The sequence below is a fragment of the Allobosea sp. 117 genome, assembly GCF_000702305.1.
GTDB lineage: Bacteria > Pseudomonadota > Alphaproteobacteria > Rhizobiales > Xanthobacteraceae > Ancylobacter.
Genome location: NZ_JNLC01000001.1, coordinates 52,433 through 66,807 on the forward strand (window position 1 = coordinate 52,433; position 14,375 = coordinate 66,807).

Sequence of the window (14,375 nt, forward strand, 5' to 3'; positions counted from 1 at the left end):
GCAAGACGCCGGAGGATCGCTCCTCCGGCGCCTGCCGCTCGCTGTTCCCCCGCGGCTTGTCCCGATGAACCGCAATGCGGATGTTCTTGTTTCTGGCGTGGGCAACTCGGAATCAGAACATGCCGAAGATCATGGCGCCGACAAAGGCGAAGGCGGCGCAGATCGCCAACATGTTGAGTTTGTAAGCGATACTCATGGTGATCGCCTCCTCATCGCTCAACATGAAATGAAGCGTAACAGCCTGTGAGGACCGCCGGGAAGACGCATAATGTGCTGCGCCGCCGAAGCGGGGGCCTCTTCTCGTGACGCAGTGCGTGAAGTGCCTGAACGCGCTTGCCCATCGGCCGGTCGCCCCCCGAGAAATCCTGCGCGGTGGTCAGCGTTCCACGATGGCGCGTTCGAGGAAGGCGGCGGCCGCGAGCAGCGCGCGGTCGCGGCCGAAGCGGCCGACGAGCTGAACGCCGATCGGCAGGCCCGTCGGGCCGCTCAACCCGGCCACGTTCACGCAGGGCGAGCCCATCAGCGTCCAGAGCCGGTTGAAGACCGGCGAGCCGGTGCTGGCATGGCCTTCCGGCGCCTCGCCGGTTGCGGCGAAGGTGAGCACGGCATCGAAATCCCGTGTGGCGTCGGCCAGCGCGTGACGGGCGCGGCGGGCCGCGCGGCGGGCCGCGTCATAGGCGTCCGGCGTGACGTTCCTCGCGTCGTCGAGATAGGCGGAGAGCTGCGGCGAGAGGCGGTCGCGGTGCCGATCCCACTCGTCGGCAAGCGCGTGCGCAGCCTCGAAAGCCTGGATGACGGCGTGGGTGTCGTCGCCGGTCTCGACCTCGTCGGGCAGCATGAGGGTCTTCATCCGTGCGCCGGCTCTCGCCGCTGCCGAGGCGGCTTCCTCCAATGCGAGGCGGGCGGCTGGCGACGCCTGGTCGGCGCGAGCCGTGAACACCAGCGCGATGCGAGGAGCACTGGCGGCCTCGTCAAGCTGCAGGTCGCGCCCGGTGATCGCGCTTGCGGCGAAGGCGGCATCGGCGACACGCGCGGCGAACAGGCCGACTGTGTCGAGCGACCACGCGAACGGCTTCACGCCCACGGTCGGAATGAGCTTGAAGGACGGCTTGTATCCGGTCACGCCGCAATAAGCCGCCGGGCGGATGACCGAGCCCGCGGTCTGGGTGCCGACAGCGATGGGCAGCATGCCGGCAGCCACCGCCGCCGCCGATCCGGCCGAGGAACCGCCCGGCGAATGTGCAAGCCGCCGCGGATTGCGGGTCGCCGCCGGCTGCATGAAGGCGAGCTCGGTCGTCGCGGTCTTGCCGGCGATGATGCCGCCGGCGCGCCGGGTCATGCGCACCACCGTCGCGTCGCTCGCCGGCCGGTGTCCGGCGAAGACCGGCGAGCCGCGCCCCGTCGGCAGGTCGGCGGTGTCGATGATGTCCTTCACGCCGACGGGCAGGCCGGCAAGCGGCAGCTCGGCAAGTCCCGGCAGGCGCGCCTGTGCCCGCAGCGCCTCGGCATCGAAGGCGGCGAAGGCCGCGACATCCGCTTCATGGGCCTCGATGGTCGCGATGCAGCGTTCGGCGAGGTCGGCAGGGGTGAGGCGCCCGGCGCGGATTTCCCCGGCGAGCGTCGCGGCGTGGAGCAGCGGCGCTTCGCGGATCTCCAGGGGCGTTCGGGCGGCGGCGGGTGCATCCATCATGGGCGCGCTCTCGCATGCGTGCCGCGTGCTGACAAGGCCCCTATGGCGCCGGCGCCACGCATCACGCCAACAATATGAATCGGCTCACGTAAATTCGTTTGAGCGCTTGCCTTCGGGGGCTTATGCGCGGATCGTTGGCAGGCTGTGGGGCGCGTACAATGAATATTCTCTCGATCCAGTCGTGGGTTGCCTATGGTCATGTGGGCAACGCGTCGGCGATGTTTCCCATCCAGCGGCTGGGCCATGAGGTGTGGGGCATTCATACCGTCCAGTTCTCCAACCATACCGGCTATGGCGCCTGGCGCGGCGAGGTGTTCAGCGCCGGGCTGATCCGCGAGCTGGTCGGCGGCATGGAGGATCGCAACGTCCTGCCGCGCTGTGACGGCGTGCTCTCCGGCTATATGGGCGCGGCTGATATCGGCGAGGCCATTCTGGACACGGTCGGCCGAGTGAAGGCGGCGAACAGCGCCGCGCATTATTGCTGCGATCCGGTGATCGGCGACGTGGGCCGCGGCGTCTTTGTGCGTCCCGGCATTCCCGAGTTCATGCGCGAGCGCGCGGTGCCGGCGGCCGATCTCATCACGCCGAACCAGTTCGAGCTCGATTATCTGTCCGGCCGCACCACGGCGACGCTTTCCGACGCCATCGCCGCCTGCGACGCCGTGCACGCCACCGGCCCGCGCGTCATCCTCGTCACCAGCCTTCATACGGAGGATACGCCGGCCGATTCCATCGACCTGATGGCGTCCGGCCCCGACGGGCGCTTCCGGGTGCGCACGCCGAAGCTCGACATCTCGGTGAACGGCGCGGGCGATGCCATCGCGGCCCTGTTCTTCGTGCACTGGAAGACCTCGCACTCCACCGCCGAGGCGCTCTCCAAGGCAGCATCATCCGCTTATGGTCTGCTGGCCCGCACCGCCGCGGCCGGCTCGCGCGAGATCCTCACCGTCGCCGCGCAGGACGAATTCGTCACGCCGTCCCGCCTGTTCACACCGGAGAAGCTCTGACCGCCATGGCCGCCGCCATTTCCCGACGCTACGTCACCCTCGACGTCTTCACCGATCGCGCGCTGTCGGGCAATCCGCTGGCCGTGGTGCTCGAGCCCGAAGGGCTGGATGGCAACCAGATGCAGGCCATCGCCCGCGAATTCAACCTGTCCGAGACGGTCTTCGTGCTGCCGCCCTCCGGCGAGGAGAGCCGGGCGAAGCTGCGCATCTTCACCATCAATCACGAGCTGCCCTTCGCCGGCCATCCCACGGTCGGGGCGGCGGTGCTGCTGGCCACGCTCGACAAGGTGACGACTAGCACGGATTTCGTGCTGGAGGAGAATGTCGGCCCGGTGCCGTGCCATGTGACGGTGAAGGGCGAGCGCTTCGGCAGCGCCACCTTCGCGGTGCCGCGCCTGCCGGAGATCGTCGATCCCGCGCCGGTGAGCGTTGAGGCCTGCGCGCAGGCCCTGGGGCTGGATGTGTGGGACATCGGCTTCGACGGCTACGTGCCGGTCGTCGCCTCGGCCGGCGTGCCCTTCATGTGCATCCCGCTCGCTTCGCGCTCAGCGCTGGCGCGCATCAGCCCGAGCGCGGGGCGGCTGATCGGCACCTTCGGCGGCTCGGCGGATTCCGTCTACGTCTTCTGCCGTGACGAGGACGGGGAGGGCGATTTCCGCGCCCGCATGTTCGCCGCCAATATGGGCATCGACGAGGATCCGGCGACCGGCTCGGCCGCCGCCTCGCTGGCGGCGGTGCTGATGGCCGGGGAGAAGCCGGGCGACGGCTTCCATGCCTTCGACATTCTCCAGGGCGTCGAGATGGGGCGGCCGAGCCTCGTGCATCTGGGCCTCGAGGTCACCGGCGGCGCCCTCGCCGGAGTGACCATCGGCGGCAGCGCGATCATCCTGTCGGAAGGTGTGATCCACATCTGACCCGGACGCGTGAAGGAGCCCGCGCATGGATGTCATCGCGCTCGACCGCGCCGAGGTGACGCTCGACCCTCGTCCGTGGCAGTTCGGTGCGGAGCGGCAGGCCGAGATCGACGCGCATTATGCGGGTCTCCAGCGGGCCAATCCGAGCCTCTGGAACGGCCGGATCCTGCTGCTCGGCGAACATCGCGTCGAGGGGCGGGTGTTCTCCGGCAGCTACCGCGCGACCGATTTCGCCACCCTGCTTTGGTGGCGTGACAACGGTTTTCCCGAGCCGGCGATGAAGAATGCCTTCGCCATGGGCGCGCTGGTCGGCGCGGATGGCGCCTATGTGCTCGGCCGCATGGCGGCATGGACCGCGAATGCCGGGCGCATCTATTTCGCATCAGGTACGCCGGAGCCTTCCGATGTGTTGGCCGACGGCCGCGTCGATCTCGAAGGCAGCGTGACGCGCGAGCTGGCCGAGGAGACCGGTCTTACTTCCTCCGATGTGGTGCTCGATCCGGGCTGGCACGTGGTGCTGGCGGGCCCGCGCGTCGCCTTCATGCGGCGGCTCGTCGCGCCGGTGAGCGCGGAAGAGCTGGCGGCACGGATCCGCGCGCATATCGCGCGGGAGGAACGCTCCGAGCTCGACGACGCGGTCGTCGTGCGCTCGCCGGACGATATCAGCGGCGCCATGCCGGAGTTCGTCGGCGCCTATCTGCGCGCAATGTGGGGTGGATGGGCCGCTGACGCCGGGTGACAGCGGGCGCGGAATAGTTCGAAAATGGCACGCCGCTCGCATGAGGGATCGGCTTCACGGGGACCCGCAGTCCGGGCGCGCCCGTCCTTAGTCGGGGAGAGAAGAGATGGTGCTCAAGTCGTCGCGGTCCGGCCTGTCGCGGGTTCTGCCGCTTTTTTCGTCAGGAACGATCGATCGGCGTCAGTTGCTGGCTTTCGGCGTGGGGGCGGCGGCGTTTTCCGCGCTGGGCGGGCCCGCTTTCGCGCAGAAGGCCAAGCCGATCAAGGTGGCGGCCATCTACACGGTGCCGGTTGAGCAGCAATGGGTCTCGCGCATCCACAAGGCGCTCAAGGCCGCCGAGGCGCGCGGCGACATCACCTACAAATTCTCCGAGAACGTCGCCAACACTGATTATGAGCGCGTGATGCGCCAGTACTCGCAAGAGGGCGCCGACCTCGTGGTCGGCGAGGTGTTCGCGGTCGAGCGCCCGGCCCGCAAGGTGGCGGCGGACTATCCCAAGACCGCCTATCTGATGGGCTCCTCCTTCGGGCCGACCAAGCCGAACTTCTCGGTGTTCGACAACTTCATCCACGAGCCGTCCTTCCTGACCGGCATGGTGGCGGGCAAGGCGACCAAGTCGAACGTCATCGGCCTCGTCGGCGGATATGCGATCCCCGAGGTCAACCGGCTGATGCAGGCCTTCATGGAAGGCGCCAAGTCGGTGAATCCGAACGTGAAGTTCCTCGTGACCTTCATCAACTCATGGTACGACCCGCCGAAAGCCAAGGAGGCCGCCTTCGCCCAGATCGACAAGGGCGCGGACGTGCTCTACGCCGAGCGCTTCGGCGTCTCGGACGCCGCCAAGGAACGCGGCGTGAAGGCGATCGGCAACGTCATCGACACCTCCTCCCAGTATCCGGGCACGATCATCGCCTCGGCGCTGTGGCAGATGGAGCCAACCATCGACAAGGCGATCAAGGAGGTCATCGAGGGCAGCTTCGTCGCCGCCGATTACGGCCCCTACAGCTATATGGCCGAGGGCGGCGCGAGCCTCGCCCCGCTCGACCCGAAGCTGGTGCCGCCGGAGGTCATCGAGCTGGTGCTGGCGAAGGAAAAGGAGATCAAGGACGGCCTGTTCCGCGTCAATGTGAACGACGCGGAGCCCAAGCCGACCCTGTGACGACTGCCTTGTTCGTCATCCCGGCCGAAGCCTGAAGGGCGTAGAGCCGGGATCGCGTCAAGCGAGCCAATGTCCCCTGCGATCCCGGATCGCCGCGATGCGGCGTCCGGGATGACGGGGATGAGAAGGTTCTCCATGCATCCCGACCCTCGCCCGCTCGTCCTGTCGCTCGCCGGCATCACCAAGCGCTTCGGCCCGCTGGTCGCCAACGACGCGATCGATCTCGACGTGCGCGCCGGCGAGATCGTCGCGCTGCTCGGCGAGAACGGCGCCGGCAAGACGACGCTGATGAGCATCCTGTTTGGCCACTATGTCGCCGACGAAGGCGAGGTCTTCGTTGCTGGTGCGGACGGCAGGCTGGCGCCTCTGCCCGGCGGCTCGGCCGAGGCTGCGCTGCAGGCTGGCATCGGCATGGTCCACCAGCATTTCGCGCTCGCCGAGAACCTCACGGGCCTCGAGAACATCCTGCTCGGCACGATGCCGCTCTGGAAGCTGTCGCTCGGCCGCCGCGCGGCGCGGGCGCGCATCGAGGCGCTGATGGTCGAATCCGGCCTGCAGGCCGATATCGACACGCCGGTCGGCCGGCTCTCGGTCGGCGAACAGCAGCGCATCGAGATATTGAAGGCGCTCTACCGCAATGTGCGGGTGCTGATCCTCGATGAGCCCACGGCGGTGCTCACTCCGCAGGAGGCGGACGGGCTGTTCGCCACCGTGCGCCGGCTCGCCGAAAAGGGGCTGGCGGTGATCTTCATCAGCCACAAGCTGCACGAGGTGCTGGCGCTGTGCGAGCGCGTCGTCGTGCTGCGTGGCGGCGCCAAGGTGGCGGACCGGCCGACCGCCGGCGCCGACCGGGCCATGCTGGCCGAGTTGATGATCGGCCGCGCCATCCCCGCACGGGAGCGCGTGCCGGGCGCGCCCGGCGCGGCGGTTCTGCGGCTTGCCGGTGTCTATGTCGGCCGGCCGGGCGAGCGCGATCGGCTGGAGCATGCCGGCCTTGAGGTTCGAAGCGGGGAGATCGTCGGCATTGCCGGCGTGTCCGGCAACGGGCAGGGGGCGCTTGCCGCACTCGTCGCCGGTCTCGCGGCGGCGCGCGCGGGGCGGGTGGAGATCGCCGGCGAGGCCGTCACCGGGGCCGATCCGTTGGCGCGGCTGCGTGCCGGCGTCGGCCGCATCCCGGAGGATCGCCACCGCGACGGCACCATCGGCGGGCTGACCATCGCCGAGAATTATGTGCTGGAGACCATTGGCGCGCCGGAGAACCAGCGCGGCGGCCTCGTGCGGCGCGCCGAGATCCGCGCCCGGGCGAGCGCCGCGATCAAGGCCTATGACGTGCGCTGCCCTGGGCCTGACGCAGCAATCCGCTCGCTGTCCGGTGGCAACATGCAGAAGGTGGTGCTCGCCCGCGTGCTGGAGCGGGCGCCGAAGCTGGTGCTGGCCCACCAGCCGACGCGCGGCCTCGACATCGGCGCCACCACCGACGTGCACCGGCGGCTGCTTGCGGCACGGGCGCGCGGCGCGGGCGTGTTGCTGATCTCTGAGGACCTCGACGAGCTTTTCGCGCTCTCCGACCGCATCGCGGTGATCCATGCCGGGCATCTCTCGGCTGCCATGCCGACCGATGGGCTCGATGTGCGCACGGTCGGCCTGATGATGGCCGGCCACGGACTGGAGGACGCGGCGTGAACGGGGAGCGTACATGATCCGCTTCGTCCCGCGCGAACGCACGCCGGTCTGGCTCAGCCTCGCCGTTTCCATCGGTGCGGGGTGCGCGGCCTTGCTGCTGACCATGATCCCTCTCGCTCTGTCCGGTGCGCCGGTCTTCAGTGCCTTCGCGCTGATGGCGGAAGGGGCGGCCGGCTCCGGCTTCGCGCTGGCCGAGACGCTGACGCGGGCGACGCCACTCATCTTCACCGGTCTCGCCGCTGCCGTCGCCTTCCGCGCCAAGCTCTGGAACATTGGCGCGGAGGGCCAGCTCTACGCCGGTGCGCTGGCGGCGGTCGCCATTGGTGCGGGGGCGATCACCGCGCCGCCCTATCTCCTCGTGCCGCTGGTGCTGATCGGCGCGGCGGCGGCCGGCGCGATGCTGCTGCTCCTGCCGGTGCTGTTCAAGACCCGCTTCGGAGCCGACGAGGTGGTGGTGACGTTGCTGATGAACTTCGTCGTGCTGCTCTTCGTGCAGATGATGCTCGAAGGCCCGATGAAGGACGAGATGGCGCTCGGCTGGCCGCAATCCGCGCCGCTGGTCGACGAGGCGACGCTGCCCAAGCTGTTCGAAGGGCTGCGCCTGCACTCAGGGCTGATCCTGGCGCTCGCCTGCGCCGTGGGCCTGCATGTCTTCATCACACGCACGGTCTGGGGCTTCCGCATCCGGGCAGTTGGCGAAAACGCCCGGGCGGCGCGCTATGCCGGTCTGCCGGTCGGGCTGTCCATGGCTCTGGTCGGGGCGATCTCCGGTGGGCTCGCGGGGCTTGCCGGCGCCAGCGAGGTGGCCGGGCTGAAGGGGTATCTGACCGCCGATCTCTCGCCCGGCTTCGGCTATGCCGGCATCGTGGTGGCGACGCTCGCCAACCTCTCGCCGCTCGGCGTGGTGCCCGCCGCGATCTTCGTCGCCGGCGTGTTCGTCGGCGCGGATTCGATGAGCCGGGCGATCGGCGTGTCGAACTACCTCGCCGATCTCGTCGTCTCCTTCGCGCTGCTCTGCGTGCTGGTGGGCGGGCTCGTGACGCGCTTCCGTATCGTCTATGTCCGCCGGAGCGCCGCGTGATGTGGTGGGACGCGTTTGACATCCTCCTGCAGGCGAATTTCTGGGCGGCGACCATCCGCATCGCGACGCCGCTGATCTTCGGCGTGCTCGGTGCGCTGATCTGCGAGCGGGCGGGCGTGCTGAACCTCGGCATCGAGGGCATCTTCGTCGCCGGCGCCATGGCCGGCTGGCTGGCCGTCTATCTGGGGCTGTCGCTGTGGGGCGGCGTCGTGGTGGCGGCGCTGGTCGGGGCGGCTTTCGGGCTGATCCACGGCACGCTGACCGTGCCTCTCGGCCTGTCGCAGCATGTGACGGGCATCGGCGTGACGCTGCTCGCTACGTCCGCCGCCTATTTCGGCTATCGCGTCGCCTTCCCCAATGTGGCGACGCCGCCGCGCATCGAGCCTTTTCCGACGCTCGATGTGCCGTTGCTGCGCGACCTGCCTTTCATCGGGCCGATCGCCGGCCAGCAGACCGCCTTCACCGTGCTCGCCTTCCTGTGCGTCGCCGTCGTCGCCTTCGTGCTGGCGCGCACGCCGCTCGGCCTGTCGCTGCGTGCCGTCGGCGACAATCCGGAGGCGGTGGAGGCGCAGGGTCTCTCGGTGGTCGGGCTGCGCATAGGCGCGGTGATGGCCGGCTCGGCGCTGATGGCGCTGGGCGGCGCCTTCCTCACGCTTTCCGCCTTCAACGCCTTCTATTTCGGCATGATCAACGGGCGCGGCTGGGTGTGCATCGCGCTCACCGTCTTCGCCTCGTGGCGACCGGGGAAGGCGCTGCTCGGCGCGCTGCTGTTCGGCGCGCTCGACGCTTACCAGCTCCGCATTCAGACCATCGCCGGCGGCATGGTGCCGAGCCAGATTTTCCTGATGCTGCCCTATCTCTTCTCCATCGCGGCTCTGGTACTGGTGGCGCGGCGCGCCGACTATCCGCGCGCGCTGATGAAACCGTACTTCAAGGGCCAGAGATGAGCGTCGACCTGCTGCTCCGCAACGCCACCCTGCCGGACGGGCGGACCGGCATCGACATCGCCTGCGAGGGCGGAAAGATCGTCGGCGTCGAGCGCGGCATCGAGGCCGAGGCCGGGCAGGTGATCGACGCGGACGGGCGCCTCGTCGCGCCGCCCTTCGTCGACGTGCATTTCCACATGGACGCGACGCTCTCGCTCGGCCTGCCGCGCATGAACCAGTCTGGCACCCTGCTCGAAGGCATCGCGCTGTGGGGTGAGCTCAAGCCGTTGCTGACCCACGAGGCGGTGATCGAGCGGGCACTGCGCTATTGCGACCTCGCGGTGAGCCAGGGGCTGCTCGCCATACGCAGCCATGTCGATATTTGCGACGACCGGCTGCTGGCGGTCGAGGCGCTGCTCGACGTGCGCGAGAAGGTCAAGGATTACATAGACCTACAGCTCGTCGCCTTTCCGCAGGACGGCTATTTCCGCTCGCCGAACGCGGCCGCCAATCTCGAACGCGCGCTCGACATGGGTATCGACGTGGTTGGCGGCATCCCGCATTTCGAGCGCACCATGGCGGACGGCGCCGCTTCGCTGAAAATCCTGTGCGAGATCGCCGCCGCGCGCGGGCTGCTGGTCGACATCCATTGCGACGAGACGGACGACCCGCTTTCCCGCCACATCGAGGCGCTGAGCTACGAGACGCAGCGTCTGGGGTTGCAGGGCAGGGTGGCCGGCTCGCACCTCACCTCCATGCACTCCATGGACAACTACTATGTCTCGAAGCTGATCCCGCTGATGGTCGAGGCTGGCGTGCACGCCATCGCCAACCCGTTGATCAACATCACGCTTCAGGGCCGGCACGACACCTATCCCAAGCGCCGGGGGCAGACACGGGTGCCCGAGCTGCGTGCCGCCGGCGTCAACGTCGCCTTCGGGCACGACTGCGTCATGGACCCCTGGTACTCGCTCGGCTCGGGCGACATGCTGGAAGTGGCGCACATGGCGCTTCATGTCGGGCAGATGACCTCGCGCGCGGCTATGACCTGGTGCTTCGAGGCGGTGACCACCAATCCGGCACGCATCATGGGGCTGGAGGGATACGGGCTGGAGCCGGGCTGCAACGCCGATTTCGTGGTGCTGCAGGCGGCCGACCCGATCGAGGCGATCCGGCTCAAGGCGGCACGGCTGTTCGTGATCCGGCGCGGGCAGGTGATCGCCGAGGGCGTGCCGCGCGTCTCCGCGCTGAACCTTCCGGGCCGGCCGGGGCTGGTTGATCCGGCGGCCTATGCGCCGAAGGCCGGCGGCGTCTCGTAGAACGGGCGGAAGCGACGGTTTTCGTAGAGCCAACAATAGCGACGTCATCCTGAGGTGCGAGCGGAGCGAGCCTCGAAGGATAACGGTGACTGTGGGTGAGGCGCCGAGGCTTCTGCGCCGCGCCTCCCCGCGCGGCCGGATGGGCTTAATGCCCCGGCAGCACCAGCACGGTCGGCTTTGCGGGCAGTGTTGCGCGGGAGAGGGTGATCCGCGGACCGGGATTGCGCGCGACCGCGTATTTGCTGTCGCCGAGCCGGTTCAGGAAGCGGTTCAGCGTGCTCTCGTTGAAATAGTGCATGGGGATTACGAGCGGCGCCTCCAGCGCTTTGAGCACCTCCACCATGCCGTCGACGTCGAGCGTGTAGCTGCCGTCGACCGGGGCCAGCACCACATCGATGCGGCCGAGGACGGCGATGTCGTCCTCAGTCAGCGTGTGGTGCAGATGCCCGAGATGGGCGATGCACAGGTCGGCGGCGCGAAACACGAAGATCGAGTTGCCGAACTTCTCGGTGCCGCCATTGTAGTCGCGGATGTTGGTCGGCACGTTGCCGACCCAGAGATCGCCGACATCGAGATTGTAGCGCGCCGGCGTGCCGTCCGCGTCGGCCCAGCCCTTCAGCACGTGCTCGATGCCGGGATCGGGCACGTTGGTGTAGTGGGTGGAATGCGCGTGGTTCATCGTGGCGACGCGCGGCACGATGTCGGGGCGGACATGATCGTTGTAGTCGGTCAGCGCCGTCACGCCTCCGGGCGTCTCGATCAGGAAGGTCGAGTGCCCGATATAGGTGAGGCTGACCTCGGTCGGCTGGAGCGCGGCCAGCCTGAAGGCCGGTGGGATCTCCATCGGCGGGAACTGCGCCACCATCTTGGGGCAGCGTTCGGCCTCGGCGCGGGCGGCGGTCGGCGCGGCGAGATGGACGGTCAGGATGGTCAGTGCGGTCAGTGTCGTCGCTACGAGGCCCCTGCCGATCATGCGCCACTCCCGTAAGGTCGGGTCATGATCGACATTGCTGCGCTGCGGCGCGAGTCACGATTTCGCGTTTGCGATGCCGCTCGTTCGCCATGTCATCCTTCGAGGCTCGCCCTGCGGTCGAGCACCTCGGGATGACGGTGCTTTTCGGGGCGGGCGCTCAGCGCAGCTCGGCAGTCACCGCTTCAGGAACGGGTTGGCCGTCTTCTCCGCGCCAATGGTGGAGGCGTTGCCGTGGCCGGGCAGGATGGTGACCTCGTCGCCCAGCGTCAGCAGCTTGCCCTTGATGCCTTCGATCAGCGTCTCGTGGCTGCCATAGGGAAAATCGGTGCGCCCGACCGAGCGGTTGAACAGCGTGTCGCCGACGATGGCAAAGGAGGCCGGCTTGTGCACCAGCACGATATGGCCGGGCGTGTGGCCGGGCACGTGCAGCACGTCGAAGGCGAGGTCGCCGATGTCGACGGTGTCGCCCTCCTTCAGCCAGCGGTCGGGCCGCACGGGCTGGCCGGGGATGCCGGTGCGGGCGCCGGCGGCCTCGAGATCGTCCAGCAGGAACTCGTCGGCCTCGTGCGGCCCCTCGATCGGCACCCGCAGCGCCTGCGCGAGCTCGGCGGCGCCGCCGGCATGGTCGATATGGCCGTGGGTCAGCAGGATCTTCTCGGCCGTGACCTCGAGTTCCTCAAGCGCCGCAAGGATTTGCGGGAGGTCGCCGCCCGGATCGACGACGGCGCCGCGCTTGGTGGCCTCGTCCCAGACGATGGAGGCGTTCTGCTGGAACGGGGTGACAGGCACGACGGCAACGCGCAATTCCGGCATCGGGTTTCCTCGGGGGCGGATCGACGCGGACTGTCGTCGATCCTATACCGCACTGCAAGAAGAACCGCGCCTTATGGCGAATGGTGGGCATGCCCGCGGCTTGTGAGCCGGTTGAGCGGATGCTATCTGCGCCGGCCATGAGCACCCGTGCAATCGACAACATCCGCAACTTCTCGATCGTCGCGCATATCGACCACGGGAAGTCGACCCTTGCCGACCGTCTGATCCAGACGACCGGCGGGCTCTCCGAGCGCGAGATGACCGAGCAGGTGCTCGATTCCATGGACATCGAGCGCGAGCGCGGCATCACCATCAAGGCACAGACGGTGCGGCTGTCCTATAAGGCGAAGGATGGCAGGGACTACGTCCTCAACCTCATCGACACGCCCGGCCATGTCGACTTCGCCTATGAGGTGAACCGCTCGCTCGCCGCGGTGGAGGGCTCGCTGCTCGTCGTCGACGCCTCCCAAGGCGTAGAGGCGCAGACGCTCGCTAACGTCTATCAGGCGATCGACAACAATCACGAGATCGTCCCGGTCCTCAACAAGGTCGACCTGCCGGCCGCCGAGCCGGACAAGGTGAAGGCGCAGATTGAGGATGTGATCGGGCTCGACGCCTCCGATGCGGTGCTGATCTCCGCCAAGACTGGCCTCGGCATTCCCGACGTGCTGGAGGCGATCGTCACTCGCCTGCCGCCGCCCAAGGGCGACCCGGAGGCGCCGCTGAAGGCGCTGCTGGTCGATAGCTGGTACGACGTTTATCTCGGCGTCGTGGTGCTGGTGCGCATCGTCGACGGCGTGATGAAGAAGGGCCAGCGCATCAAGATGATGCAGACCGGCGCCTCCTACGAGATCGACCGGGTCGGCGTGTTCACCCCGAAGCTCACCGCCATGGCGCAGCTCGGGCCGGGCGAGATCGGCTTCCTCACCGGCTCGATCAAGGAAGTGGCCGATACCCGCGTGGGCGACACCATCACAGAGGAGAAGCGCCCGACCGACGCGCCGCTGCCGGGCTTCAAGCCGGCACAGCCGGTGGTGTTCTGCGGCCTGTTCCCGGTCGACGCCGCCGACTTCGAGGATCTGCGCGCGGCCATGGGCAAGCTGCGCCTCAACGACGCCAGCTTTTCCTTCGAGATGGAGACCTCGGCGGCGCTCGGTTTCGGCTTCCGCTGTGGCTTCCTCGGTCTCCTGCATCTCGAAATCATCCAGGAGCGGCTGGAGCGCGAGTTCAATCTCGACCTCATCGCCACCGCGCCGTCGGTGATCTACGAGATCGAGATGAACGACGGCACCGTGCTGGAGTTGCACAACCCCGCCGACATGCCGGACGTGGTGAAGATCAAGGAGATCCGCGAGCCGTGGATCCGCGCCACGATCCTGACGCCGGACGACTATCTTGGCGCGGTGCTCAAGCTCTGCCAGGACCGGCGCGGCAACCAGATCGAGCTCACCTATGTCGGCTCGCGCGCCATGGTCACCTATGACCTGCCGCTGAACGAGGTGGTGTTCGATTTCTACGACCGGCTGAAGTCGATCTCGAAGGGCTACGCCTCCTTCGACTACCAGATCACCGAATATCGCACCGGCGACCTCGTGAAGATGTCGATCCTGGTCAATGCCGAGCCGGTCGATGCGCTCTCCATGCTGGTGCACCGGACGCGGGCCGAATATCGCGGCCGGGCGATGTGCGAGAAGCTGAAGGACCTGATCCCGCAGCACCTGTTCCAGATCCCGATCCAGGCGGCGATCGGCGCCAAGATCATCGCCCGCGAGACCATCCGCGCGCTGCGCAAGGACGTGACCGCCAAGTGCTATGGCGGCGACATCACCCGCAAGCGCAAGCTTCTGGAGAAGCAGAAGGAAGGCAAGAAGAAGATGCGCCAGTTCGGCCGCGTCGAGATTCCGCAGGAAGCCTTCATCGCCGCGCTGAAGGTCGACGACTGACATCCGGGGGCGAGCTGGCATCCGCAGGCAATCGCGGGCTTGTTTTAGAGCGCGGTTGCGCGCTGCCTGACCGCACGCCGAGCGCGCGGCTTTCGAATCGATGGTATTTGTGCTCCCATCGCACTGTT

The 14,375-nt window shown here is 68.0% G+C and carries 13 protein-coding genes; 10 read left to right on the plus strand and 3 right to left on the minus strand.

Annotation, left to right across the window (positions count from 1 at the left end):
• Positions 1-64 precede the first annotated feature (64 nt).
• The gene (locus U742_RS23050) at positions 65-247 is read left to right on the plus strand and encodes a hypothetical protein (RefSeq protein ID WP_156034086.1); all 183 of its coding nucleotides are present in this window, start codon (positions 65-67) and stop codon (positions 245-247) included.
• A 129-nt stretch (positions 248-376) separates the two neighbouring features.
• On the opposite strand, the gene U742_RS0100260 is transcribed toward U742_RS23050, so the two are convergent.
• The gene (locus U742_RS0100260) at positions 377-1,690 is read right to left on the minus strand and encodes an amidase family protein (RefSeq protein WP_248310218.1); all 1,314 of its coding nucleotides are present in this window, start codon (positions 1,688-1,690) and stop codon (positions 377-379) included.
• 158 nt (positions 1,691-1,848) lie between these two features.
• Between U742_RS0100260 and pdxY the strand changes: the two genes are divergently transcribed.
• The 8 genes from pdxY to U742_RS0100300 all read left to right on the plus strand — a co-directional run bounded on the left by pdxY (position 1,849) and on the right by U742_RS0100300 (position 10,518).
• The gene (gene pdxY / locus U742_RS0100265) at positions 1,849-2,697 is read left to right on the plus strand and encodes a pyridoxal kinase PdxY (RefSeq protein ID WP_029348866.1); all 849 of its coding nucleotides are present in this window, start codon (positions 1,849-1,851) and stop codon (positions 2,695-2,697) included.
• A gap of 17 nt (positions 2,698-2,714) precedes the next feature.
• Positions 2,715-3,611, plus strand: coding sequence for a PhzF family phenazine biosynthesis protein (locus U742_RS0100270; RefSeq protein ID WP_029348868.1), 897 nt, complete (start codon positions 2,715-2,717; stop codon positions 3,609-3,611).
• Between the two features lie 25 nt (positions 3,612-3,636).
• Positions 3,637-4,350, plus strand: coding sequence for a hypothetical protein (locus tag U742_RS0100275; RefSeq protein WP_038360079.1), 714 nt, complete (start codon positions 3,637-3,639; stop codon positions 4,348-4,350).
• Between the two features lie 106 nt (positions 4,351-4,456).
• The gene (locus tag U742_RS0100280; RefSeq protein WP_029348872.1) at positions 4,457-5,509 is read left to right on the plus strand and encodes a BMP family protein; all 1,053 of its coding nucleotides are present in this window, start codon (positions 4,457-4,459) and stop codon (positions 5,507-5,509) included.
• Between the two features lie 135 nt (positions 5,510-5,644).
• Positions 5,645-7,192, plus strand: a complete 1,548-nt coding sequence (locus U742_RS0100285; protein WP_029348875.1) for an ABC transporter ATP-binding protein — start codon at positions 5,645-5,647, stop codon at positions 7,190-7,192.
• A gap of 13 nt (positions 7,193-7,205) precedes the next feature.
• Complete coding sequence (locus U742_RS0100290) at positions 7,206-8,273, plus strand: ABC transporter permease (protein ID WP_029348878.1); 1,068 nt, start codon at positions 7,206-7,208, stop codon at positions 8,271-8,273.
• Positions 8,273-9,220 (plus strand): ABC transporter permease, encoded by a 948-nt coding sequence (locus tag U742_RS0100295; protein ID WP_029348880.1) that lies wholly within the window; start codon positions 8,273-8,275, stop codon positions 9,218-9,220. Before U742_RS0100290 ends, U742_RS0100295 begins: the two co-directional genes overlap by 1 nt.
• Entirely contained in the window at positions 9,217-10,518 is a 1,302-nt protein-coding gene (locus U742_RS0100300) for an amidohydrolase family protein (RefSeq protein ID WP_029348883.1), read from the plus strand. Before U742_RS0100295 ends, U742_RS0100300 begins: the two co-directional genes overlap by 4 nt.
• 145 nt (positions 10,519-10,663) lie before the next feature.
• On the opposite strand, the gene U742_RS0100305 is transcribed toward U742_RS0100300, so the two are convergent.
• Both U742_RS0100305 and U742_RS0100310 read right to left on the minus strand, forming a co-directional pair.
• Positions 10,664-11,491, minus strand: a complete 828-nt coding sequence (locus tag U742_RS0100305; protein ID WP_081852743.1) for an MBL fold metallo-hydrolase — start codon at positions 11,489-11,491, stop codon at positions 10,664-10,666.
• Between the two features lie 174 nt (positions 11,492-11,665).
• A complete protein-coding gene (locus tag U742_RS0100310; protein ID WP_029348887.1) occupies positions 11,666-12,304 on the minus strand; it encodes an MBL fold metallo-hydrolase in 639 nt (212 codons plus the stop codon).
• Positions 12,305-12,441: 137 nt separating this feature from the next.
• Between U742_RS0100310 and lepA the strand changes: the two genes are divergently transcribed.
• Positions 12,442-14,247 carry a translation elongation factor 4 gene (lepA, locus tag U742_RS0100315; protein WP_029348889.1) on the plus strand — a complete coding sequence of 602 codons (1,806 nt, stop codon included), beginning with the start codon at positions 12,442-12,444 and terminating at the stop codon, positions 14,245-14,247.
• Positions 14,248-14,375 lie beyond the last annotated feature (128 nt).